This window comes from Streptomyces griseoluteus, assembly GCF_004784465.1.
GTDB classification, from domain to species: domain Bacteria; phylum Actinomycetota; class Actinomycetes; order Streptomycetales; family Streptomycetaceae; genus Streptomyces; species Streptomyces griseoluteus.
In genome coordinates, this window is record NZ_SRRU01000001.1 from 429,283 (window position 1) to 453,422 (window position 24,140).

General features: G+C 72.2%; 23 protein-coding genes. 18 read left to right on the forward strand and 5 right to left on the reverse strand.

The annotated features are described in order from the left end of the window. Positions 1 to 17: 17 nt before the first annotated feature. Positions 18 to 1,850 carry a phosphoenolpyruvate carboxykinase (GTP) gene (locus E5082_RS02140; RefSeq protein ID WP_135789582.1) on the forward strand — a complete coding sequence of 611 codons (1,833 nt, stop codon included), beginning with the start codon at positions 18 to 20 and terminating at the stop codon, positions 1,848 to 1,850. A 6-nt stretch (positions 1,851 to 1,856) separates the two neighbouring features. On the opposite strand, the gene E5082_RS02145 is transcribed toward E5082_RS02140, so the two are convergent. Further along, entirely contained in the window at positions 1,857 to 2,270 is a 414-nt protein-coding gene (locus tag E5082_RS02145; RefSeq protein WP_135789583.1) for an SCO4983 family protein, read from the reverse strand. A 72-nt stretch (positions 2,271 to 2,342) separates the two neighbouring features. Next, on the reverse strand, positions 2,343 to 3,554 hold the full coding sequence (locus E5082_RS02150) for a pyridoxal phosphate-dependent aminotransferase (protein WP_135789584.1): 1,212 nt from the start codon (positions 3,552 to 3,554) through the stop codon (positions 2,343 to 2,345). A gap of 125 nt (positions 3,555 to 3,679) precedes the next feature. Between E5082_RS02150 and E5082_RS02155 the strand changes: the two genes are divergently transcribed. Both E5082_RS02155 and E5082_RS02160 read left to right on the forward strand, forming a co-directional pair. Continuing rightward, entirely contained in the window at positions 3,680 to 4,408 is a 729-nt protein-coding gene (locus tag E5082_RS02155) for a hypothetical protein (RefSeq protein ID WP_135789585.1), read from the forward strand. 136 nt (positions 4,409 to 4,544) lie between these two features. After that, positions 4,545 to 5,369: a trypsin-like serine peptidase gene (locus E5082_RS02160; protein WP_135789586.1), complete on the forward strand. Its 825-nt coding sequence runs from the start codon at positions 4,545 to 4,547 to the stop codon at positions 5,367 to 5,369. A gap of 12 nt (positions 5,370 to 5,381) precedes the next feature. Here E5082_RS02160 and E5082_RS02165 read toward each other — a convergent pair whose 3' ends face one another. Both E5082_RS02165 and E5082_RS02170 read right to left on the reverse strand, forming a co-directional pair. Then, positions 5,382 to 6,992: an N-acyl-D-amino-acid deacylase family protein gene (locus E5082_RS02165; RefSeq protein ID WP_135789587.1), complete on the reverse strand. Its 1,611-nt coding sequence runs from the start codon at positions 6,990 to 6,992 to the stop codon at positions 5,382 to 5,384. Between the two features lie 12 nt (positions 6,993 to 7,004). After that, positions 7,005 to 8,282: an alanine racemase gene (locus E5082_RS02170; RefSeq protein WP_135789588.1), complete on the reverse strand. Its 1,278-nt coding sequence runs from the start codon at positions 8,280 to 8,282 to the stop codon at positions 7,005 to 7,007. 136 nt (positions 8,283 to 8,418) lie between these two features. Here E5082_RS02170 and E5082_RS02175 point away from each other — a divergent pair, with 136 nt between their 5' ends. The 5 genes from E5082_RS02175 (at position 8,419) to E5082_RS02195 (ending at position 12,886) form a co-directional block, all read left to right on the forward strand. Beyond that, positions 8,419 to 9,486, forward strand: coding sequence for a sugar kinase (locus E5082_RS02175; RefSeq protein WP_135789589.1), 1,068 nt, complete (start codon positions 8,419 to 8,421; stop codon positions 9,484 to 9,486). Then, entirely contained in the window at positions 9,483 to 10,247 is a 765-nt protein-coding gene (locus tag E5082_RS02180) for an IclR family transcriptional regulator (RefSeq protein ID WP_030806910.1), read from the forward strand. The genes E5082_RS02175 and E5082_RS02180 overlap by 4 nt, the downstream gene beginning before the upstream one ends. After that, entirely contained in the window at positions 10,244 to 10,654 is a 411-nt protein-coding gene (locus tag E5082_RS02185) for a RidA family protein (RefSeq protein ID WP_135783908.1), read from the forward strand. Before E5082_RS02180 ends, E5082_RS02185 begins: the two co-directional genes overlap by 4 nt. 130 nt (positions 10,655 to 10,784) lie before the next feature. Beyond that, on the forward strand, positions 10,785 to 12,266 hold the full coding sequence (locus E5082_RS02190) for a GntP family permease (RefSeq protein WP_135789590.1): 1,482 nt from the start codon (positions 10,785 to 10,787) through the stop codon (positions 12,264 to 12,266). Positions 12,267 to 12,367: 101 nt separating this feature from the next. Beyond that, on the forward strand, positions 12,368 to 12,886 hold the full coding sequence (locus E5082_RS02195) for a hypothetical protein (RefSeq protein ID WP_135789591.1): 519 nt from the start codon (positions 12,368 to 12,370) through the stop codon (positions 12,884 to 12,886). A gap of 61 nt (positions 12,887 to 12,947) precedes the next feature. On the opposite strand, the gene E5082_RS02200 is transcribed toward E5082_RS02195, so the two are convergent. Beyond that, positions 12,948 to 14,648 (reverse strand): chitinase, encoded by a 1,701-nt coding sequence (locus E5082_RS02200; RefSeq protein WP_135790101.1) that lies wholly within the window; start codon positions 14,646 to 14,648, stop codon positions 12,948 to 12,950. Positions 14,649 to 14,908: 260 nt separating this feature from the next. Here E5082_RS02200 and E5082_RS02205 point away from each other — a divergent pair, with 260 nt between their 5' ends. From E5082_RS02205 to E5082_RS02250, 10 genes are all read left to right on the forward strand, one after another. Next, on the forward strand, positions 14,909 to 15,826 hold the full coding sequence (locus E5082_RS02205; RefSeq protein ID WP_135789592.1) for a hypothetical protein: 918 nt from the start codon (positions 14,909 to 14,911) through the stop codon (positions 15,824 to 15,826). A 61-nt stretch (positions 15,827 to 15,887) separates the two neighbouring features. Then, entirely contained in the window at positions 15,888 to 16,598 is a 711-nt protein-coding gene (gene cpaB / locus E5082_RS02210; RefSeq protein WP_135789593.1) for a Flp pilus assembly protein CpaB, read from the forward strand. Between the two features lie 12 nt (positions 16,599 to 16,610). Next, a complete protein-coding gene (locus E5082_RS02215; protein ID WP_135789594.1) occupies positions 16,611 to 17,864 on the forward strand; it encodes a CpaE/TadZ family protein in 1,254 nt (417 codons plus the stop codon). Positions 17,865 to 17,866: 2 nt separating this feature from the next. Then, positions 17,867 to 18,253: a pilus assembly protein gene (locus tag E5082_RS02220; protein WP_135789595.1), complete on the forward strand. Its 387-nt coding sequence runs from the start codon at positions 17,867 to 17,869 to the stop codon at positions 18,251 to 18,253. Then, the gene (locus E5082_RS02225) at positions 18,253 to 18,612 is read left to right on the forward strand and encodes a TadE/TadG family type IV pilus assembly protein (protein WP_190045324.1); all 360 of its coding nucleotides are present in this window, start codon (positions 18,253 to 18,255) and stop codon (positions 18,610 to 18,612) included. Before E5082_RS02220 ends, E5082_RS02225 begins: the two co-directional genes overlap by 1 nt. Positions 18,613 to 18,625: 13 nt before the next feature. Then, on the forward strand, positions 18,626 to 19,963 hold the full coding sequence (locus tag E5082_RS02230) for a TadA family conjugal transfer-associated ATPase (RefSeq protein ID WP_135789596.1): 1,338 nt from the start codon (positions 18,626 to 18,628) through the stop codon (positions 19,961 to 19,963). Positions 19,964 to 19,967: 4 nt separating this feature from the next. Next, entirely contained in the window at positions 19,968 to 20,912 is a 945-nt protein-coding gene (locus E5082_RS02235) for a type II secretion system F family protein (RefSeq protein ID WP_135789597.1), read from the forward strand. 16 nt (positions 20,913 to 20,928) lie between these two features. Beyond that, a complete protein-coding gene (locus tag E5082_RS02240) occupies positions 20,929 to 21,816 on the forward strand; it encodes a DUF5936 domain-containing protein (RefSeq protein WP_086691898.1) in 888 nt (295 codons plus the stop codon). Between the two features lie 32 nt (positions 21,817 to 21,848). After that, positions 21,849 to 23,333, forward strand: a complete 1,485-nt coding sequence (locus E5082_RS02245; protein WP_167513964.1) for a sensor histidine kinase — start codon at positions 21,849 to 21,851, stop codon at positions 23,331 to 23,333. 20 nt (positions 23,334 to 23,353) lie between these two features. Then, complete coding sequence (locus E5082_RS02250) at positions 23,354 to 24,085, forward strand: response regulator (protein WP_229918894.1); 732 nt, start codon at positions 23,354 to 23,356, stop codon at positions 24,083 to 24,085. The last annotated feature ends 55 nt before the right edge of the window (positions 24,086 to 24,140 follow it).

The window sequence follows — 24,140 nt, forward strand, 5'->3', positions numbered from 1 at the left end:
CTCACTTAGGAGCGATCGTGGCGCGCGACAACGCGGCTCCCACCGTCATCCCGACCACCCATCAGGAACTGATCTCGTGGGTCGACGAGATCGCCGAACTGACCCAGCCGGACAACGTGGTCTGGTGCGACGGCTCCGAGGCCGAGTACGAGCGCCTGTGCGAGGAGCTCGTCGCCAAGGGCACCTTCACCCGGCTCGACCCGGTCAAGCGTCCGCACTCGTACCACGCGGCCTCCGACCCGACCGACGTCGCGCGGGTCGAGGACCGGACCTTCATCTGCTCCGAGAAGGAGGCCGACGCCGGCCCGACCAACCACTGGAAGGACCCCGCCGAGATGCGGGAGATCTTCCAGGGGTCCGGGGGCGAGGGCGGCCTGTTCCGGGGCTCGATGCGCGGCCGCACGATGTACGTCGTGCCCTTCTGCATGGGCCCGCTCGGCTCCCCGCTCTCCGCTCTCGGTGTGGAGATCACCGACTCCGCCTACGTCGCCGCCTCGATGCGCACCATGACCCGCATGGGCAGCGCCGTGCTGGAGCAGCTGGGCGAGGACGGCGAGTTCGTCAAGGCCGTGCACACCCTGGGCGCCCCGCTGGCGGCGGGCGAGCAGGACGTGCCGTGGCCCTGCAACTCCACCAAGTACATCTCGCACTTCCCCGAGTCCCGCGAGATCTGGTCCTACGGCTCCGGCTACGGCGGCAACGCGCTGCTCGGCAAGAAGTGCTACGCCCTGCGCATCGCCTCCGTCATGGCCCGCGACGAGGGCTGGCTGGCCGAGCACATGCTGATCCTCAAGCTCACGCCGCCGCACGGCGAGTCCAAGTACGTCGCCGCCGCCTTCCCCTCCGCCTGCGGCAAGACCAACCTCGCCATGCTGGAGCCCACCGTCTCCGGCTGGAGCGTGGAGACCATCGGCGACGACATCGCCTGGATGCGCTTCGGCGAGGACGGCCGGCTCTACGCGATCAACCCCGAGGCCGGATTCTTCGGCGTCGCGCCCGGCACGGGTGAGCACACCAACGCCAACGCGATGAAGACCCTGTGGGGCAACGCGGTCTTCACCAACGTCGCCCTCACCGACGACGGCGACGTGTGGTGGGAGGGCATGACCGAGGAGCAGCCCGCGCACCTCACCGACTGGAAGGGCAACGACTGGACGCCGGAGTCCGGCACCCCGGCCGCCCACCCCAACGCCCGCTTCACGGTCCCCGCCGACCAGTGCCCGATCATCGCGCCCGAGTGGGAGGACCCCCGCGGGGTGCCGATCTCCGCGATCCTCTTCGGCGGCCGCCGGGCCAGCGCGGTCCCCCTGGTGACCGAGTCCTTCGACTGGAACCACGGTGTGTTCCTGGGCGCCAACGTGGCCAGCGAGAAGACCGCCGCCGCCGAGGGCAAGGTCGGCGAGCTGCGCCGCGACCCCTTCGCCATGCTGCCGTTCTGCGGCTACAACATGGGCGACTACATGGCCCACTGGATCGACGTGGCCAAGGACAAGGACCCGGAGAAGCTGCCGCGGATCTACTACGTCAACTGGTTCCGCAAGGACGGCGAGGGCAAGTTCGTCTGGCCGGGCTTCGGGGAGAACAGCCGCGTCCTGAAGTGGATCGTGGACCGCCTGGAGGGCCGCGCCGAGGGCGTGGAGACCGCCATCGGCGTGCTGCCGGCCAAGGGCTCCCTGGACACCGAGGGCCTGGACCTCACCGACGCCGAGCTGGACTTCCTGCTCACCGTCGACGAGGAGGTCTGGCGCGAGGAGGCGTCCCTGGTGCCCGGGCACCTCGAGACCTTCGGCGATCACACGCCCAAGGAGCTGTGGGACCAGTACCGGGCGCTGGTGGAGCGCCTCGGCTGAGCGAGATCAGTGGGCCGCGCTGAGTTCCCTCGGCGCGGCCAGGGCCGCCGTGTGGGCGTCCATCCGCTCGGCGGCCAGGATGGCGGCCGCCGTGTCCGCGCGGGAGGCGGCGACGACCAGGGCGCGGCCCGCGATGGTGAGCGCCCGGCGGTGCAGCGGCGCCGGATCGGCGGCCGTTCCCGGCGCCGCCCGTACCGGGGCCCGGCCGCCACGCAGCCGGGCGACCTGGGCGGCGAGCCGCTCGGCGGCCGTGTCCAGCTCGGGGCCGGCTGCCGGACCGCGCAGCTCGTCGGTGACGGCGAGCAGGGCGGCGAGGTGTCCGGCCAGCTGGATGTCCAGCTCCTCGTCGCGGGAGCGGTGCGGGAAGTCCGGGGCCGCCGGGGTGCTGTGGACCGACTTGGTGCGGATCGGTTCGTACATGGGACGGCCTCCTCTGCGCTGACAGGAAACCATCCTAGCTTGGATCGAGTCTAAAGTTGAGTCGAGTCAGTCCTACGGCTGGCCGTAGCCGTCCAGGAAGGTCCCGATCCGGGTCACCGCGTCCGTCAGATCGGCCACGTTGGGCAGGGTGACGACCCGGAAGTGGTCCGGCTCGGGCCAGTTGAAGCCGGTGCCCTGGACCACCATGATCTTCTCCTGGCGCAGCAGGTCCAGGACGAGCCGCCGGTCGTCCTTGACCTTGAACACCTTCGGGTCCAGGCGAGGGAAGAGGTACAGCGCGCCCTTGGGGCGGACGCAGCTCACGCCGGGAATCCGCGTGAGCAGCTCGTACGCCGTGTCCATCTGCTCCTTCAGCCGCCCGCCCGGCAGCACCAGGTCGTTGATCGTCTGGCGGCCGCTGAGGGCCGCGACCACGCCGTGCTGGCCCGGCATGTTGGCGCACAGCCGCATGTTCGCCAGGATCGTCAGGCCCTCCAGGTAGGAGTCGGCGTGCGCGCGCGGGCCGGAGACGGCCATCCAGCCGACCCGGTACCCGGCCACCCGGTACGCCTTCGACATGCCGTTGAAGGTGAGGGTGAGCAGGTCGGGGGCGACCTTGGCGGTGGGGGTGTGGACGGCGCCGTCGTAGAGGATCTTGTCGTAGATCTCGTCGGAGCAGACCAGCAGGTTGTGGCGGCGGGCCAGGTCGGTCAGGCCCTTGAGCATCGCCTCGTCGTAGACCGCGCCCGTGGGGTTGTTCGGGTTGATGATCACCAGGGCCTTGGTGCGGTCGGTGATCTTGCGCTCGATGTCCGCGAGGTCGGGCATCCAGTCGGCCTGCTCGTCGCACCGGTAGTGCACCGCGGTGCCGCCGGACAGCGAGACGGCCGCCGTCCACAGGGGGTAGTCCGGAGCGGGTACGAGGACCTCGTCGCCGTCGTCGAGCAGGGCCTGCATGGCCATCACGATCAGCTCGGAGACGCCGTTGCCGATGAAGACGTGCTCGACGTCGGTCTCGATGCCGAGGGTCTGGTTGTGCATCACCACCGCGCGGCGTGCGGCCAGCAGGCCCTTGGCGTCGCCGTAGCCGTGGGCCGTGGAGACGTTGCGGAGGATGTCCTCCAGGATCTCCGGGGGGCACTCGAAGCCGAAGGCGGCCGGGTTGCCGGTGTTGAGCTTCAGGATGCGGTGACCGGCCGCCTCCAGTCGCATCGCCTCCTCGAGCACCGGGCCCCGGATCTCGTAACAGACGTTGGCGAGCTTGGTCGACTGGATCACCTGCATGCCCGCGAGCTTACGGCCCCCGGAGGGGTGGCGCGTGTGTTCTCCACCACGTGGGACGTGTCGGTTTGCGCGGGTTTCGCGGAGGGGTGTTCGGGACGCGTCCGCCTCCCTACAATTCGACGATCATGTCTACCGAACGCGAGTGCGGGTCGGAGGTGTACGGCGCGCACGACGCGGTCGGTGCTGCGCCGGTCCCGCCGATCGTCTTCCGCCCCCCGGCCGCCCCGGCTCCTTCCTACGAGGGGTACGCCGACCCCGCCGCCGCCCACGGCTGGCAGAGCGCCTACGACGAGACCCGTGAACTGCCCGCCCTGACCGAACTCTCCCCGCTCTCCGGCCCGTTGGGTCCCGGCGCCGCGGAAGTTCCCGGTGCGGCCGGCGGGCGCTCCGGGCGCGGGCGGCGGCCGGCCGGGCGGCGCCGCCGGGTCGTGGTGGCCGGGGCGGTCGCCGGCACGGTCGGGGCCGCCGCCGTGATCGCGGGCCTGGTGGCCTCCTCGTCGCCGTCCGGTGACGACCGCCCGGCGACCACCGGACAGTCCACCTCGGGCGCGTCCGAGGTGCCGGCCACCTCGGGCGCGCCGGACCCCACGGCCCCGGCGGGCGCGGTGGTCGTCGGCGGCGGGCCCTCGGCCACGCCGCTGCGTGCCACCCCGGCGCCTGCCACCACGGCGGTGTCCGCTTCCCCGGCCGGGCCGTCGGCCGCGCCGTCGGTCGTGCCCGCGGGCGCCACCGCCGTCGAGGAGGCCCCGCCGTCCACCACTCCCGCGACGACGGCCACCGTGCCGGCGGTCTCCCCCACCCCGGCCCCCACCGGTACGCCCACCCGCGGCGGCAAGCGGCACCGGCACCGCTGAATCCGACGGGCCGTCGGCCCGGCGTCCTCCGGGCGACGCCTCCTTGTCCTCTCTCGCCAACCCGATAACAATGCGCATGACAATACGGGCGGCCGGAGGCTCTCCGGCCGTCCGCTTCCGCAGAGAGGACCCCCACATGAACAAGCCTCTCCTGGCCGCGCTCTCCGCCGTGGCGCTCGCCGGGTTCGGCGCGACTCCGGCCGTGGCCGCGTCGCACGTCAAGGCGGTGACCGTCGACTTCGCCGGAACCGTGTCGCTCAGCAACTGTTCCGGCTCCGTCGTCCGGCTGCCGAACTCGGCGGACAGCGACCCCGCGCTGGTGCTGAGCAACGGGCACTGCCTGGAGACGGGCTTCCCGCAGCCCGGCCAGGTCATCACCGGCCAGTCCTCCAGCCGCACCTTCGGCCTGCTGAACTCGGCCGGCACCAAGGTCGCCACGCTCCGCGCCAACCAGGTCGTGTACTCGACCATGACCGACACCGACGTCACCCTGTACCGGCTGACCACCAGCTACGCGGCGATCCGGAGCTCGTACGGCATCAACGCGCTGCCGCTGAGCGACACCCACCCGGTGGCCGGCAGCGGCATCAAGGTCGTCTCCGGCTACTGGAAGCGGATCTACTCCTGCAACGCGGACGGGTTCGTGTACCGGCTGAAGGAGGGCGGCTGGACCTGGAAGGACTCGCTGCGCTACACCGCCGCCTGCGACACCATCGGCGGCACCTCCGGCTCCCCGGTGATCGACACCGCCACCGGCAAGGTCGTCGCCGTCAACAACACGGGCAACGAGGACGGCCAGTCCTGCACCGAGAACAACCCGTGCGAGGTCGACCAGAACGGCAAGGTCACGGTCCGTCAGGGCATCAACTACGCCCAGGAGACCTACCAGATACCGGCCTGCTTCACGACCGGCAACAAGCTCAACCTCGCCGCGGCCGGCTGCACCCTGCCCAAGCCCTGACCGCCCCGGCCGTCACACCGGGGTACGGCGCACCGACCGGCCCGCCAGCACGTCGGTGCGCCGCCCGTCCTCGATGACGAACCGTCCGTCCACCAGGACGTGCGGAATCCCGGTCGGCAGCGTCCTCGGCTCCGCGAAGGTGGAGCCGGCGGCCACGGTGGCCGGGTCGAACAGCACCAGGTCGGCGCGGTAGCCCTCGCGCACCAGGCCCCGGTCCGGCAGCCGCAGCCGGGCCGCGGGCCGCGAGGTCAGCCGGGCCACGCACTCCTCCAGCGACAGCACGCCCAACTCGCGGACGTACGTGCCGAGATAGCGCGGGAAGGTGCCGTAGGCGCGCGGATGCGGCTTGCTGCCCTGCAGGATGCCGTCCGAGCCGCCGGTGTGCGCGCGGTGCCGCATGATGGCGCGGACGTTCTCCTCGTGGCCGACGTGCTGCAGGATCGTGGTGCCGAGCCGGTCATCGACCAGCAGGTGCCGGACGGTCTCCCACGGCTCCTCGCCGCGCAGCCCGGCCACCTCCTTCACCGTGCGGCCCACGTACTCGGCCAGCGCCGGGTTGGTCACGCCGGAGATCTCGATCGTCTCCCACTCCGCCGGTACGCCGTGGCAGCCGTCGGAACCGGTGACCTCCAGGTGGTGCCGGACGCGCTCGGCGGTGGCCGGGTCGGTGAGCCGGGCCAGGATCCGCGCCGGGCCGCCCTCGCTCGCCCAACTGGGCAGCAGGGCCGCGAGGGTGGTGGAGCCGGGGGTGTAGGGATAGGTGTCCAGGGTGAGGTCGGCGCCCGCGTCCAGGGCCGCGTCGAGCAGGGCGAGCAGCTCGGGGGCGCGGCCCTCGTTGACGCCGAAGTTCATGGTGGCGTGCGCCAGGTGCAGCGGGCAGCCCGCCTCCCGGGTGAGGGCGACCATCTCGGCGTACGCCTCGAGGGCGCCCGCGCCGTAGGAGCGGTGGTGCGGGCAGTAGTAGCCGCCGTAGGAGGCCACCACCCGGCACAGCTCGGTCAGCTCGGCGTCGTTCGCGTACATGCCGGGGGTGTAGGTGAGGCCGGAGGAGAGGCCGACCGCGCCCTGTTCCAGGCCCTCCGCCACCAGGTGCCGCATCCGGTCCAGTTCGGCCGGGGTCGCCGGGCGGTCCTCCCAGCCGACGACCAGCGCGCGGACCGTGCCCTGCGGGATCAGGTAGGCCGCGTTGACCGCGATGCCCTGATCCAGCCGGTCCAGGTACTCGCCGACCGAGCGCCAGTCGAAGTCGAGGTCGTCGCCGTAGCCGTTCCAGCCCGTGATGGCCCGGCGGACCTCCTGAAGGGTGCGGTCGTCGACGGGGGCGTACGACAGGCCGTCCTGGCCCAGGACTTCGAGAGTGACGCCCTGGGCGGCCTTGGCGCTGTGGTCGGGGTCGCGCAGCAGGGCCAGATCGGAGTGGGCGTGCATGTCGATGAAGCCGGGGGAGAGGACCAGGCCCTCCGCGTCCAGCTCGCGCCGGGCGCGCGGGCGCTGACAGCCCGCCGCCGCGGCCTCCTTGACGATGGAGGCGATCCGGCCGCGGTCGACCACCACATCGGCGCGGTAGGCGGGCGCCCCGCTGCCGTCGACCACGTCGGCGTCCCGGATGACGAGTTCTTCCATGGCCCTGCCCTCCTAGAAGAACGTACGGATGTACTGCACGACCGTGCCGTCCGCCTCGGCCACCGGGATGAGCTGCCATTTGTCGAAGCTGGTGCAGGGGTGGGACAGGCCGAAGCCGATCCAGTCGCCCACCATGACATCGGCCTCCGGTGTGGTGGCCAGCCACATGTGCTGGTCCGACAGGGCGGTCACCGTGATGCCGGTGGCCGGGTGTTCGGCGCCGTCCCGGCGTACGACCTGCGCCTCGGGCCTGTCCAGGTCGTAGGCGGCGTCGCGCTTGCCCGCGTTGACGAACGCCTGGCCGGGCTCGGGGCGGGAGACCACCTGCGCCCACAGCCGGAACGCGGGCTCCAGCGCGCCCTCCTGGGGCACCCGGTTGAAGGGGGTGATGCGGCGGTAGTGGCCGTCGTCGTGGGAGACGTAGGCGCCCGAGCGGAGCAGCTTCAGCACCGGGCGGGACAGCTCGGGGACCCCGGCGAACACCTCGGCCACCGTGTCGAACCAGGCGCTGCCGCCCGCGCTGACCACGATCTCGTCCGCCCTGCCGAAGAGGCCCTCGGCGTCCAGCGCGGCGGCGAGCGCGGTGAGCCGGCGCAGGTAGGCGGCGACCCGCTCGGGATCGGCCTTCGGCACCTCCCCCTCGTACCCCGCCACGCCGACCAGGCGCAGGGTGCCGGTGGCGGCCACGGCGGCGGCGACCGCCGCGCACTCCGCCTCGGTACGGGCACCGGTGCGGGCGCCCTCGCCGGCCGCCAGCTCCACCACCACGTCCAGCGGGCGGGCGGCGCCGGTGAGGGCCGCGTCCATCAGCTCGACCCCGCGCACGGAGTCCACGTAGGTCACGAGGCGGAAGTCCGGGTCGGCGGCCAGCTCGGCGGCGATGCGGCGCAGCGCGGCTGCGTCCACCAGCTCGTTGGCGAGGAAGATCCGCTGGACGCCGAACTCCCGTGCCACCCACATCTGATGAGGTGCCGCGACCGTGATGCCCCAGGCGCCGTGCTCGATCTGCCGGGCGAAGAGCTGCGGCGCCATCGAGGTCTTGCCGTGCGGGGCGAAGGCGAGGCCGTGCCGGGCCGCGTACGTCTCCATGAGCGCGAGGTTGTGCGCCAGGCGCTCGGCGGACAGGGCGAGGACGGGAGTGGCGAAGCCGCCGGTGAACAGGTTGCGGCGCTCGGCGGCCAGCTCGCCCACCGTCAGCCCGGCGGCGTCCGGCGGAAGGCCCTTGAAACGGTGGTCGACCCGCTCCCCGGCGAGCTGTGCCAGGGCGTCGGAACCGGTCTCATGGGCCATACGAGCCTCCTGATCAGCGTCGTTGCACTCTCTGCAACATCCATTGCGTATGTCGCTCCATGCTGTCTAACATCTCGGCCAACACGGGGTCAACGAAGTCGTCACCCCGGACCACCGACGAGGAGCCGAGACCATCGTGACCGCCGACGGACCGTCCAGCGCCGCCCCCGACACCGTGGATGTCGTGGACGTCGTCGCCCTGGGCGAGTCCATGGTCACCTTCCTCCCCGACCGCCCCGGCCGCCTCGCCGACGTGCCCGCCTTCCGACGGGGCATCGGCGGCGCCGAGTCCAACGTGGTCTGCACCCTCGCCGCCGCCGGGCACCCGGCCCGCTGGGTCAGCCGGGTCGGCGCCGACGGTTTCGGGCAGCACCTGGTGGAGCGGATCGGCTCCTACGGCGTCGACACCGGCGCGGTACGCGTGGACCCGGCCCGGCCCACCGGCGTCTACTTCCGCACCGCCGCCGACCGGGCCACCGACGCCCACGAAGTCGCCTACTACCGCGCCGGATCGGCCGCCTCCGCGATGTCGGCCGACAACACCGACCTCGCCGCGCTGGACGCGGGCCGCGTGCTGCACCTGTCCGGGATCACCGCCGCGCTGTCACCGGGGTGCCGGGAACTGCTGCACACCCTGACCGCGCCGCGCGAGGGGCGCCCGGTGGTGTCCTTCGACGTCAACCACCGCCCCGGCCTGTGGCGCGAGGCCGAGGACGCCCTGGTGCTGCTGGACCTGGCCCGGCGGGCCGACATCGTGTTCGTCGGCACCGACGAGGCGGAGGACGCCTGGGGCACGCGGGGCGGGGTCGAGGCGGTCCGGCGACTGCTGCCCGAACCGCGGGTGCTGGTCGTCAAGGAGGGCCCGCTCGGCGCGACCGTGTTCGCGCGCACGGACACGGGTGAGTCCGCCGTGCACGTGCCCGCCCTCACCGTCGACGTGGTGGCCACCGTCGGCGCGGGCGACGCCTTCGCCGCCGGGTTCCTCTCCGCCACCCTGCGCGGGCTCCCCGTACGCGACCGGCTGCGGCACGGCCACCTGATGGCCGCGGCCGCCCTCACCGTCCCCGGCGACCTCGCCGGCCCGCCCGCCCGCGACCACGCCGACCGGCTGGCCGCCCTGGACGACGAGGCGTGGGGGAGACTGCGACTCGGCCCCGGCTGGACCGGAGCCGACCAGGTCACCGAAGGGACGAGCACCGCATGAGCCAGACCGTCGACCGCGCCCTGAGCATCCTCCCGCTGCTCGCGGAGGGCCCCGCCGACCTCGGCCAGGTCGCCGAACGGCTCGGGGTGCACAAGTCCACCGCGCTGCGCCTGCTGCGCACCCTGCACGAACACGGCCTGGTCTACCGCCAGTCCGACCAGCGCTACCGGCTCGGCGCCCGCCTCTTCGCCCTCGCCCAGGAGGCGATGGAGAACCTCGACATCCGCGAGATCGCCCACCCCCACCTCGTCCGGCTCAACGAGGCGTGCGGGCACACCGTGCACCTCGCCGTGCACGAGGAGAACGAGGTGCTCTACATCGACAAGGTGGACAGCCGCTACCCGGTGCGCATGTACTCGCGCGTCGGCAAGCCGGTCGCCATCACGGTCGCCGCCGTCGCCAAGCTGCTGCTGGCCGATCTGCCCGAGGGCGAGCGCCGGGCGCTGGCGGAGAAGCTCGAATACCCCCTGTACACGGCCCGTTCCACCCCCAACGCGGGTGCTTTCCTGCGCGAGTTGGAGAAGGTGCGCGAACAGGGCTGGGCCACCGACCTCGGTGGCCACGAGGAGTCCATCAACTGTGTCGCGGCCCCCATCCGGGGCGCCGACGGCCGGGTGGTCGCCGCGATGTCGGTCTCCGCGCCGAACGTCGTCGTCACCGCCGACGAACTCCTCACCCTGCTCCCGCGGGTGCGCCGCACGGCGGACGCGATCAGCGGTGAGTACTCCGGAAGAACCCCAGTGAAGGACCCCACCGCATGACCGACAAGACCGCGCTCACCCCGAAGACCCACACGGTGCCGCCCGCGAAGTTCTCCCACGGCGTCAGGAAGGGCAACATCCTCCAGGTCGCCGGCCAGGTCGGCTTCCTGCCCGCCGAGGAGGGCAAGGCCCCCACCCCCGCCGGTCCCACCCTGCGCGAGCAGACCCTGCAGACCCTCGCCAACGTCAAGGCGATCCTCGAAGAGGGCGGCGCGAGCTGGGACGACGTGATGATGATCCGCGTCTACCTCACCGACGTGGACCACTTCGCCGAGATGAACGACATCTACAACACCTACTTCGGCGAGCAGGGCCTCACCCAGCCCCCGGCCGCCCGCACCACGGTCTACGTCGGGCTGCCCGCCGGACTCCTGATCGAGATCGACGCGCTCGCCGTCCTCGGCTGACCGCCGCCCGGCAGACCGCACCACCCGCACCACGCACACGGCACGGCACCCCCTTCGGGTGCCGTGCCGCGCTCCACCCTGCCCGAAAGCCGGATGTTCTTACCTCACTCACGCAGAGGACCGCCCTCTCATGTCCCTTCCGCTCGCCGCACCCGCACCCGCGCCCGCCGCGCCACCCCACACCGGAGGACTGCTCCTCCTGCTGGACGGCACCCCCGGCCTGCTCACCGTCGCCGGCCTCGGCATCGCCCTGCTGCTCTTCCTCATCATCAAGGTCCGGCTGCAGCCGTTCGTCGCGCTGCTCACGGTGTCCATAACCGTCGGCCTGCTCGCCGGTCTCTCGGTCACCGAACTCTTCGGCACCGTCCAGCGCTCCGACGCCGTCTCCACCATCGAGTCCGGCATGGGCGGCATCCTCGGCCATGTCGCCATCATCATCGGCCTCGGCACCATGCTCGGCGCGATCCTGGAGGTCAGCGGCGGCGCCGAGGTCCTCGCCGGACGCCTGCTGCGGCTGTTCGGCGAGAAGCGGGCACCGCTGGCGATGGGTCTGACCGGCCTCATCTTCGGCATCCCGGTCTTCTTCGACGTCGGCATCTTCGTCCTCGCGCCACTGGTCTACGCGGCCGCGAAGCGGGGCGGCAAGTCGATCCTGCTGTACTGCCTGCCGCTGCTCGCGGGCCTGTCCATGACGCACGCCTTCCTTCCCCCGCACCCCGGCCCGGTGGCCGCGGCCGGACTGCTGCACGTCCAGCTCGGCTGGGTCGTCCTCATGGGCGTGGTCTGCGGCATCCCGGCGGTGCTGGCCGCGTGGGCGTTCTCCGCGTGGGTCGGCCGGCGCATCTTCGTCCCCGTCCCGCAGGACATGGTCGAGGCGGCGGAGGAGGCCCGGCAGGCGGTCCTCGCCGAACAGCGCGCCTCGGGCGTGGAGCCGGCCGAGAAGCCGGTCCCGCTGGGCACGGTCCTCGCCATCATCGGTACGCCGCTGATCCTGATCCTCGCCGCCACCTTCTCCTCGGTCGCGCTGGACCCGTCGACCGTGCGCTCGGTCATCGAGTTCTTCGGGCACCCCTTCGTCGCCCTCACCATCGCCCTGGTGCTCGCCTACTACCTGCTCGGCATCCGGCGCGGCTGGTCCCGCAAGTCGCTGGAGAACGTCTCCACCGCCTCCCTGAAGCCGGTCGGCAACATCCTGCTGGTGGTCGGCGCGGGCGGGGTCTTCGGCGCCGTCCTCAAGGCCAGCGGGGTCGCCCAGGCGCTCTCGGACACCTTCCACGGCGTCGGCCTTCCGGTGATCGTGCTGGCGTACCTGATCTCGCTGGTGCTGCGGGTCGCCCAGGGCTCGGCCACGGTCGCCATCGTGACGACGGCGGGCATCGTCGCCCCGCTGCTGACCGAGGGGCACCACTCCCAGGCGTTCACCGCCCTGGTCATCATGGCGATCTCCGCCGGTTCCATCTTCGCCTCGCACGTCAACGACGGCGGGTTCTGGATGGTCGCCAAGTACTTCGGCATCACCGAACGCGACACGCTGAAGACGTGGACGGTCCTCGAATCGGTGCTCTCCGTCGCCGGGTTCGCGGTCGCGGCGGTGGTGAGCCTGTTCGTCTGACCGTTCCTCATGCGGACTGGACGGGGGACGTACCGGGGGGATACCGGCGGGAATGGAGCGCCGGGTGGTTCCGGCACAGGGAAGTCGTCCATACTGCCGCCGTGGAGCAGCGCATAGGATCGAGCAGCCAGCCCCTGAAGGGCGAGCCCGTCACGGGTGCCGGGTTCGACCCGGCCTTCATCCCCGGTCTGACGGGCTCCGCCGCCCAGGGGGAAGCGGAGGACGCCGAGGCGACGGCCGAAGCGGCCGACTCGGCCGAGGCGGAAGGGAGCTCGGCGCCCGCGGACTCCGTTCCGGAGGCCGAGGCGGCCGACGCCGGGGAGGAGCCCGCCGAGGAGGGCGGACCCGTCTTCGAGGCCGCCGACCGCCGGGCGCGGATAGTCGCGGACCGGCGGGGCGTGCGCCTCGCCCTGGACGCGGAGGAGTGCGAGTTCACCTGGCCGGAGATCGCCGCCGTGGAGACGGAGACGGCCCGGTTCGGCAAGCGCTTCACCGTCACGGTGCACACCCCGGACCGCCGCTGGTACCCGATCGAGATCGAGGCCCCCTCCCGCTCGCAGTTCGCGGAGTGGGACGCCTCGATGGACGCGGTACTGGACGCCTACTTCGAGTCGGAGTGAGGAACGGCGGTGCCCCGGCCTCCCCTTGTGGGAGGCCGGGGCACCGCCGTTCCCGGTAGCGCTACGACATCCCGTGCACGTGCGGGCCGACCGCGCCGGACCAGGCGTTGCCCGCCGTCGCGTCCCAGTTGGTCGACCAGGTCATCGCGCCCCTGAGGTCCGGGTAGGTCCGGGCCGGCTTGAAGGAGCCGCAGCCGGTGCCCTTGGCCAGGCAGTCCAGGGCGCTGTTCACCACGCTCGGCGCCACATAGCCGCTGCCCGCGCCCCGCGTGGAGGCCGGCACACCGATGCCCACCTGCGAGGGCGCGAGTCCGCCCTCCAGCTGGATGCAGGCCAGCGCGGTCAGGAAGTCCACCGAGCCCTGGCTGTAGACCTTGCCGTCGCAGCCCAGCATCGAACCGCTGTTGTAGTACTGCATGTTGACGACCGTGAGGATGTCCTTGATGTTCAGGGCCGTCTGGAAGTAGGAACCGGACGTCGACTGCATGTCGATCGTCTGCGGCGCCATCGTGATGATCAGCGACGAGCCCGCCTTCGACGACAGCGACCGCAGCGCCTGCGTCATGTACGTCGGGTTGAGCCCGTTCTCCAGGTCGATGTCGACCCCGTCGAACCCGTAGGTCTGCATCAGGGAGTACACCGAGTTGGCGAAGTTGTTCGCCGAGGCGGTGTCGCTGACCGCGACCGTGCCGCGCTCGCCGCCGACGGAGACGATCACCTTCTTGCCCGCGGCCTGCTTGGCCTTGATGTCGGCCTTGAACTGGTCGACCGTGTAGCCGTTCAGCCCCGCCGAGTCCAGGCTGAAGCTCACCGCGCCCGGCGTGGAGGTGGCGTCGGCGAAGGCCACCGCGATGATGTCGTAGGCCGAGGGCACGTCGGAGATCTTCTGCACGGCCGCGCCGTTGTTGAAGTTCTGCCAGTACCCGGTCACCGCGTGCTTGGGCAGGTCGCCCTTGGGGACGGTCCCCCCGCCCGACGTGGTGGTCGCGCTCACGGTGGCCGACTTCGCCGACTCACCGGCCGCGTTGGTCGCGGTGACCTGGAAGGAGTACGAGGTCGACGCCGCGAGCCCGGTGACCGTGGCCGAGGTGCCGCTCACCGCGGTGACCTTGGTGCCGTCGCGGTAGACGTTGTAGCCGGTCGCGCCCGACACCGTGTTCCAGGCCAGCGAGACCGAGGACGAGGTGGTGCCGGACACCGCGAGGCCGCCCGGCGCGGCCGGCTTCGTCGGCGCCGGGTCACCGCCCCCGCCGCCGTCCGGGCCCTGCACCTGCACATCGTCGGCGTAGTACGCGGCCTGCCCGTACCAGCCGTGGGTGTACACGGTGACCGAGGTGGTGGCGGAGCCCGTGGTGAACGTCGTCGAGAGCTGCTTCCACGACGAGCTGTCCGGCGTCCAGGTCGACACGTCGGTGGTGCCGGTGCCGGTCGCCCCCAGGTAGGCGTACCCGCCCTGCACCCAGGCGCTCAGCGTGTACGTGGAGTTGGGCTTGACCGCCACCGACTGGACGCACTGGGCGTTGTCCTGCCCGGCCGGGGTGGCCTTCAGCGCGGCGGAGCCGCCGTGCACCGGGGACGAGACGGTCGTCCCGCTGCCCGCCGAGCAGGTCCAGCTGGACAGGCCCGACTCGAAGCCGGCGTTCCTGGCGTTGTTGACGTCCGCCGCCGAGGCGGGAGCGGCGGCCAGCCCCGCCACGGCGAGGGCGAGAGCGGCGGTCACCGCCCGGGCACGGGTCCGGCCGCGCCGGCCGCGCGCGGGCATGGCAGATACGAGGTCCAACTGGAGCCTCCAGTGGGGGAGATCGTGGGGGAGAGGGGATGAGCACCTCTGTGCGCCCACGTTGGTCCAGACCAATTCCGCTGTCAAGGGGTGGCGTACGGACGGCTCCCGGCCCGCCCGTGCAACCTGTCCCGTTTTGAAGCAAGTTGTGACCGGAGAGTTCCCCACGAGCTACACAAACGCTGTTCTCCCGTGATCCAGGCGTGGATACAGTGCTCACGTAGTCACGCAACGAAGTCGTCATGGCCCGAGGGGAACCGTGCCGGTGGGCCGGAGGGTGTGAGAGCGGGGAGCTGCGCGTGCCAACTGCCATCGCCGTGACCAGTGCCGACCTGGCACTGCCGGCGCAGGACGAGCGGACCATGCCCGCCGTCGTGCTGCGCGACCTCGACAGCCGCCCGCTGGACCAGACCCTCTTGGAAGTCCAGGGCGTGATCGACCAGTTCGGCCATCTGGTGGTCCTGTGCTCCAAGGCCACCCCGGAGCCCGTATTACGCCGGGTGCACACCCTGCGCTCCCTGCTGGAGAGCGACCGGATCGCCGTGTTCCGGCCGGAGTTGCCGCCGCTCGGGGTCGCGGTCCTGGCCCGGCAGTTACGGCAGCTCGCCACCTGCGACCTCAGCCCCGGTGTGCTCGCCTCGGCCGGGCGGCTGCTCACCCACTACATCCACGCCGGTGCCGTACTCGGCTCGGTCGCCCGCCTCGACCACGTGCCCGTGGGACTCAAGGCGCACGCCAAGTCCTGGGTGCCCGGCGCCCAGTTCGCCGTCGTCGCCCATCCCGAACCCCAGCTCGTCAAGGCCGTGCAGGGCGCCACCCTCAAGGGCCCGGAGTTCAGCACCTGGATGCTGCTCGCCCGGGGTCAGCTGCAGTCCGACTGGATCACCGGCTTCGCCAAGGACTGGGGGGTGCACGGGCTGCGCGAGACTCCGCTGCCCGCCGAGTCGCCCGCCTGGTGGGGCACCGGCCGGATGATCGAGTTCTGCGGCTACCTCGCCGACCTCTCCGTGCTCTACCAACTCGTCACCTCGGTACGGCAGTCGAGCTGCCACTGGTGCGGGCTCGACGTCATCGGCGACCGCTGCGTCTTCTGCTCCGCCTCCCCGCCCGAGCACCCCTTGCCGCCGCCGCGCGCCCTTCAGGGGCGTACGCCCGCCTGAACCGATACGGACCCCGCTCCCGTCCCGCACGACCGATTCCCCCAATGAGGTTGCACGGTTCATGAACTCCCGTCAGCGCCGCGGCGTGATACTCCTGATCCTCTCCGTCCTGTGCGCCCTCGGCGCCTTCGCGGGCGTGCTGTCCGTCATCAGCGACGTACGCTCCAAGGTCGGCCCCGAGGTCACCGCGTACCGGGTCAAGTCCGCGGTCCAGCCGTACACCGCGCTCGGCGCGGACCAGTTCGAGAAGGTACGGATGCCCAAACGGTGGCTGTCCGCCAACGCCGTCACCGACCTCTCCCAGCTGCGCGGCAAGATCGCCGTCACCACCCTGCGCGCGGGCTCCCTGCTCCAGACCGACATGGTGGTCGACCAGCCCGAACTGCGGCCGGGCCAGCAGGAGGTGGCCATCATGATCGACGCGGCCACCGGTGTCGCGGGCAAGATCACGCCCGGCGCGCGGGTCAACGTCTACGCCACCTTCGAGGGCAAGAAGGAGAGCGACCCCGACCAGTCGAAGATCATCGTCACGGACGCGCGGGTCCTGGACGTCGGGAAGATCACCGCACTGGACCCCGACCGGGACCGCGACCAGCAGCGCCAGCCCTCCGAGGCCGTCCCCATCACCTTCGCGCTGTCCGCCCTGGACGCCCAGCGCGTCACCTACGCCGAGTCCTTCGCCCAGCGGGTCCGGCTCGCCCTGGTCGCCCCCGGCGGCGAGTCGGAGATACCGGACCGCGAGCGCACCTACGAACTAGCGACGGACAAGTGAGAGGCGGCCCGCATGCCCACCAGGATTCTGCCGGCCGGCGCGGACCCGGATGCCGTCCGGTCCCTCACCACCCTGCTCAGCCAGCTCCCCGACGCCGAGCCGGTCCCGCCGGTCACCGACTCCACCCGGCTGATCGACACCCTGGCGCGGCTCGCCGCTGAGTCGGTCGACGAACTCCCCGAGGTCGTCGTCGTCCATGAACGCATCGGCCCCGTACCGGCGCTGGAGCTGATCCGGGAGATAGCGCTGCGCTTCCCGGCCGTCGGCGTCATCCTGGTCACCACCGACGCCGGGCCCGCCCTGTTCGCCGCCGCGATGGACGCCGGCGCCCGTGGCCTGGTCGGGCTGCCGCTGGCGTACGAGGACCTCGCACACCGGGTGCAGGCCGTGGCCCAGTGGTCCACCGGGGTGCGCCGTCACCTCGGGCACGGCGGGGCCGACGTGCTCAGCGGTCCCGGCGGCACGGTGATCACGGTCAGCGGGGCCAAGGGCGGCACCGGCGCCACCACGGCCGCGCTCCAGCTCGCCCTCGCCGCCCAGGCGTCGGGCCGGGCCACCGTACTGGCCGACCTCGACCTCCAGACGGGTGACGTGGCGTCCTTCCTGGACATCCAGTTCCGCCGCTCGGTCGCCGACCTCGCCGCCATCGCCGACATCTCCCCACGGGTCCTGGCCGACGCCGTCTACCGCCACGACACCGGGCTCGCCCTGCTGCTGGCGCCCGGCGAGGGCGAGCGCGGCGAGGAGGTCACCGACCGCGCCGTGCGCCAGATCGTCCACGCCCTGCGCGCCCGCTACGAGGTCGTCGTCCTGGACTGCGGTGCCCAGCTCACCGGGGCCACCGCGGCCGCCGTGGAGGGCGCCGACACCGCGCTGCTGGTCACCACGCCCGACGTGGTCTCGGTACGAGCCGCCAAGCGGACCGTGCGGATGTGGGACCGGCTCCAGATCCGCAAGCCCGAGGAGACCACGGTCGTGGTCAACCGCCACACCCGCGTCACCGAGATCCAGCCCGCGCTCATCCAGCGCATCACCGGCACCGCCCTGGCCCGCACCACCGTGCCCGCCGCCTTCAAGGAACTGCAGGGTGTGGTGGACGCCGGACGCGTGCACGAACTCGACGCCCGCAGCACCGTACGCCAGGCCCTGTGGGCGCTGGCCGGGGAACTGGGCCTGGCCCGGGCCGCCGACGGCCCCGCCCACCGGGGCGCCCGTCAGCGCGGCGGCGACCGGGGTGCCGTGGGCTTCCGGCGGCGGAAGGAGTAGGCATGAGGCGCCGCGGCAGGTTACGCGAGGACCGGGGGCAGGTCGCCGTCGAGTTGCTCGGCATGACCCCGCTCATCGTGCTGACCCTGGTCCTGATGTGGCAGTGCGTGCTGGTCGGGTACGCCTTCGTCCTCGCCGGGAACGCCGCCGACGAGGGCGTACGGGCGGGTACGGCGGCCCCTCGGGGCGCGCGGCAGGGAGCGTGCTCGGAGGCGGGGCTCGAGCATCTGTCCGGGGCCTGGCGGGACGGGGCGTCGGTGCGGTGCGGGGGCTCCGGCTTCGTCACCGCCGACGTGGACCTCAAGGTCCCCGTCCTCTTCCCCGGCTCCATCGACTTCCCGGTCACGGTGCACGGCCACGCCGGTGCCGTGGAGGAGGTGAAGGACTGATGCCTGGCATGCGCCGCGGCGGTACCCGCGACCGGGGTCAGGTCGCCATCGAGTACCTGGGGTTCGTCCCGGTGCTGCTGATCGTCGGCCTGGCCGGCATCCAGATCGGCGCCGTCGCCTACGCCGCCGAGCAGGCCGGCACCGCCGCACGGGCCGGGGCGCGGGCCGCCTCGCTGCGCCAGGACGCGCAGGGGGCGTGCGCCGGCGCGGTCAGCGGCGGGCTCAGCGTGTCCTGCTCGGGCGGCGGCGGGGGCGGCGACTCGGTCACCGTGACCGCGACCGTCAAGATCCCCCAGGTCGTGCCCGGCTGGAACCTGGGGACCGCCGTCAAGTCCGCCACCATGCCGGTCGACCACTGAGGAGGGCCGTCTCATGAGCCTGCGGGCACGCATCAACTCCCCCGAGGAGCACGGCAGCCGGGGAGAGGACGGACACCTGGTCGCCTCCTACCGGGCCAAGCTGCTGGAGGAGATCGACCTCGCGGAGATGAGTTCGCTGGCCGCCGCCGAGCGCCGGGCCCGGCTCGAACGGGTCCTCGGCCACATCATCAGCCGCGAGGGCCCGGTGCTCTCCACCGCCGAACGCGCCCAGCTGATCCGGCGCGTGGTGGACGAGGCGCTCGGCCTCGGCATCCTGGAACCCCTCCTGGAGGACGCCTCCGTCACCGAGATCATGGTCAACGGTCCCGACTCGATCTTCGTGGAGCGCGGTGGCCGGGTCGAACGGCTGCCGCTGCGCTTCGCCTCCGCCGACCAGCTCATGCAGACCATCGAACGCATCGTCTCCACCGTCAACCGCCGCGTGGACGAGTCCAATCCGATGGTCGACGCCCGGCTGCCGTCCGGCGAACGCGTCAACGTCATCATCCCGCCGCTCTCGCTCAGCGGTCCCGTCCTCACCATCCGCCGCTTCCCGCGCTCCTACACCCTGAAGGAGCTGATCGGCTTCGGCTCGCTCGACGACCACATGCTGCTGCTGCTCGCCGGGCTGGTGCAGGCCAAGTTCAACGTGATCGTCTCCGGCGCCACCGGCACCGGCAAGACCACCCTGCTCAACGCCCTGTCCGGACTGATCCCGGCGCACGAGCGCATCATCACGATCGAGGACTCCGCCGAACTCCAGCTCCAGCAGACGCACGTCGTCCGCCTGGAGTCCCGCCCGCCCAATGTCGAGGGCAGCGGCCAGGTCACCATCCGCGACCTCGTCCGCAACTCCCTGCGCATGCGGCCCGACCGCATCGTGGTCGGCGAGGTCCGCGGCGGGGAGTCCCTGGACATGCTCCAGGCCATGTCCACCGGCCACGACGGCTCGCTCGCCACCGTGCACGCCAACAGCGCCGAGGACGCCCTCACCCGGCTCCAGACGCTCGCCTCCATGTCCGACGTGGAGGTGCCCTTCGCCGCGCTGCACGACCAGATCAACAGCGCGGTCGACGTACTGGTCCAGCTCACCCGCTTCGCGGACGGCGCCCGCCGGATCACCGAGGTCGCCCTGCTGGACAGCCACGGCGGGGAGCCGTACCGGCTGGCGACCGTGGCCCGCTTCGACGCCCGCCCCATGACCGCCGACGGCCAGGTCCACGGCGCCTTCCAGTACTTCCCGCTGCCCCGCCGTACCGCCGACCGCCTCTACATGGCCGGCCAGCCCGTGCCCCAGGCGTTCGGCGTGGCCCGCACCGCGGACCAGCTCGCCACCCGAGAGGCCAGGTAGGCCCATGGATCTGTCCACCCTCGCCCAGCTCACCACCGGCATCACCCTGCTGACCTGCCTCCTCGCCGTCGCGGGTGTCCAGACCTACGCCTCGGGCCGGGCCCGGCACGCCGCCCTGGAGGACCGGCTCGCGCACGCCGACCAGGTGCCGGGAGGCGGCCGCAAGCGTCACTTCCGCGGGCTGGACCGCCGGCTGCGCCGCACCGCGCTGGGCCGCGCACTGCAACTCCGGCTCGCCGCCACCGGACTCGACCTCACCCCCGGCGAGTTCTTCGCCGGGATGCTCACCGCGGTGGCCGCGCTCTGGCTCGTCGGCCAGGCCACCCTCGCGCCCTTCTTCGGGCCCATCGCCGGACTCCTCGGCATCTGGGCGGCCGTGCAGTTCCTCAACTGGCAGCGCCAGAAACGCATCGAGCGCTTCATCAACCAACTCCCCGAACTGGCCCGCATCCTGGCCAACGCCACCCAGGCCGGGCTCGCCCTGCGCACCGCCATCGGCATGGCCGCCGAGGAACTGGAGGCCCCGGCCGGGGAGGAACTCTCGCAGGTGGCGGACCAGCTGGCGATCGGCCACTCCATGGAGGACGCGCTCGGCGAACTCGCCGCCCGGCTGCCCTCCCGCGAACTCGTCGTCCTGGTCACGACCTTGGTGCTCTCCAACCGGGCGGGCGGGCAGGTCGTCTCGGCGCTGCGCAACCTCACCGAGACGCTGGAGGAGCGCAAGGAGACCCGGCGCGAGATCCGTACCCAGCTCTCCCAGGTCACGATGACCTCGTACGCCGTCCCCGCCCTCGGCATCGGCGCGCTCTTCCTGATGAACGGCGTCAAGGACGGCGCCCTGGAACGCCTGACCGGCTCACCGGTCGGCCAGGGCTGCGTGATCGTCGCCTTCGCCCTGTACGCGGTCGGGTTCGTCCTCATCCGCCGCATGAGCCGGATCGACGTGTGAGGGGATGACGTACCGGATGGAACTCCTGCTCGCTCTGCTCGCGGCCCTCGGCGTGTGGGGCGCCTTCGCGGGCGTCCGCATGTACCGTGCCGAGACCAAGCTGCCCGGCGACCTCGCCGTCGCCCTGGAGATCGGCGCCACCCGCACCGGCGCGGTCGGCTCCGTCATCGACCGCATGGGCATGCGGTACGCGCCCCTCGTGCTGCGCCTCATGGGCCCCGGCCTGGTCGCCCGCTACCGCCGCCGCATCGACCTCGCGGGCAACCCCGGCGGCCTCACCATCGACCGCTACGCCGCCCGCCGCGCGGTCTACGGCGCCCTCGGCACCCTCGGCTTCCTGGTCTTCCTGCTGCGCGGCCAGTGGTTCGTCGCCCTCCTGCTGCTCGCCTTCGGCGCCTTCTGGACCGAGGTCGGCATCTGGTCCGCGATCCGGGTGCGCCGGGACGTCATCGAGCGCACCCTGCCGGACTTCCTCGACGTCCTCGCCGTCGTCGTCAGCGCCGGCCTCGGTTTCCGCCAGGCCCTCGACCGCGTCTCCACCCGCTACGAGGGTCCCTGGGCCGACGAACTCCGCATCACGCTCCGCCAGATGGACCTCGGCATGACCCGCCGCCAGGCCTTCACCGAGCTCCGCCGCCGCAACGACTCCGAACAGGTCGCCATGTTCGTCACCGCCCTCCAGCAGGGCGAGGAACTGGGCGCCCCCATCGTCGACACCCTGGTGTCCCTGGCCAAGGACATGCGCCGCACGGATGCCCAGAACGCCCGCCGCAAGGCCGCTCGGGCGGTTCCCAAGGCCACGCTGATGATCACGACGTTCATGGTCCCGGCGACGATGCTGCTGCTGGGCGCGGGCCTTCTGCTGGGGTCCGGGGTGGACTTCGGATCGTTGGCGGGGGAGTAGGGAGGGGAAGGGGTCTGGGGGGAGGTGGGGCCATGTCGCGGAGGTCGAGCGGGCGGGCGCTGGAGGTGCCGGAAGCGGCGGAGACCGGGGCCCCGCACGGCCCGGCGGGGGGTGCCGCCCGGGACCGGCCGGCGCAGGACGCGCACGGGACTCCGGCCGGCGGGTCGGCGGCGGGCCGGGGCGGTGATGCCGAGGGGCGCTCACTGCTCGGTGCGGAGGGCGTTTTGGCGGGCGGTGCTGAGGGGCGTTCGCCTGTGGCCGACCGGGATGGGCCCGAGGGCCGTCCCGGCTCTGCCGGTGGTGGGCCCGCCGTACCCCCCGAGGGGCTGCAGGTGCGGGCTCTACAGGCCGTCGGGCGGCAGGTGTTCGGGTTCCGGCTGGCGATGATCGTGCTGGCCGCGCCGGCCGCGTTGCTGAACGCGGCGCCGGGGCTGGGGGCGCGGCTGGTCGGGGCCGCCGTGGTCGTCACGTTCATGGTGTCGTACGTGCTGTTCCGGGACTGGGGGCGGTTCGGGCCGCTGCTGCTGCGGCATCCGAGCCTGCTCGCCGTCGACACCCTCTTCGGTTCCCTGCTGCTGATCTCCGCCGGGCCGGACACCACCCTCGCCTACGTCAGCGTCTGCACCCCGCTGCTGGCCGGACTGCTCTACGGCTGGCGCGGTGCCGCCTTCTTCGCCTCCCTCCAGTCACTGATCCTGCTCCTCGTCCACGCCACCGTGGACGCCGAACGGCACACCGGGCTCGCGGAGACCCTGCTGCTGCCCGGCCTGTGCGTCATCACCGGGGCGATGGGCTCCACCCTGCGCAACCTGATGCTCCGGCTCGGCACCGCCACCCACGCCCTGACCGCCGTACGCGCCAGGCTCGCCGCGGCGGAGGCCGTACAGTCCGAACGCGCCCGTCTCGCCCGCGAGATGCACGACTCCCTCGCCAAGACCCTGCACGGCGTGGCCCTCGCCTCCGACGCGCTCGCCGTCACCGCCTCCGCCGCCACCCCCGACCCCGCCCGCCTGCGCCGGGAGGCGGAACTGGTCGCCCGCTCGGCCCGCCGGGCGGCGGCGGAGTCCCGCGAACTCCTCTCCGATCTCCGCGAGGAGGTGCCGCAAGCTCCGCTGTGGCCACAACTCAACCTCCAGGCGGCCGACTTCACCACCCGCACCGGCCTCCCCGTCACCTGCCACCGCACCGGTGACCCGCTACCGCCGCTTCCCCCACCCACCACCCGCGCCCTCCTCGCCCTCACCGCCGAGGCCCTCGACAACGCCCACCGCCACGCGAACGCCACCCGGGTCGTCGTGACGGCGGGCGTCCAGGAGGGCCACCTCCGCCTCTCGGTCCACGACGACGGCAAGGGCCTCCCGGCGGGCGTCACCCTCCAGACCCTGCGCGCCGAAGGCCACTTCGGGCTGCTCGGCATGGTGGAGCGGGCCGCGTCGGCGGGGGCGCGTATCCGTTTCGGCCGGGGTGCGCACGCGTCCGGTACCGAGATCGGTGTTGAACTCCCCCTGCCCGGATGAACCCGCGAAAGGAGACTCCGATGCGGTTCCCACCCCCCACCGGCCCGCTGCGTCTCGTGGTCGCCGACGACAATCCCGTGGTCCGCGCCGGCCTCACCGCGCTGCTCTCCGGCCGCGAGGACACCACGGTGGTGGCCGAGGCGGCGGACGGGCGCGAGGCGTACGAGGCCGCGCTGGCGCACCGGCCGGACGTCGTCCTCCTCGACGTCCGGATGCCGGGTGTCGACGGAATCTCGGCATTGCCCCACCTGGTCCGGCTGGCGCCCGTCATGATGCTGACCTACAGCCATGAGACGGAGACCGTGCGGGAGGCTTTGCGGCTGGGGGCAGGGGGATATCTGGTGCACGGGGAATTCGACACCGAGCAGTTGGTACGGGCGGTGCGGGATGTGTGCGAGGGGCGTCCGCATGTGACGCCGGGGGCGGTGCGCGCGCTGTTGCCTCCGGCGGTCGGGCCGGGTGCGAGTGCACACGTGGAACCCGAACGTCCCACTCCCCCTTGGCAGATGTCTGCAAAAGCCCTTTCGCACATGCAATCCTCTGTGGGACAGTCATTCCGGTCGAGTTTTCAACTGAGCACCAGGGAGGCGGAGATCATGGACCTCGTCGCGTCCGGCATGACGAACCATCAGATCGCCGCCGCGTGCTTCATCAGCGAGAAAACCGTCAAGAACCACATCAACCACATCTTCGCCAAACTCCACACCACCAACAGATCCCAGGCGACCGCGAAGTGGCTGGGGGTGGGGTGAGATGGCATTGAGTCGTGCGGAATGGGCCCGGCGCTGGGCCCACGGGCCCTCCACG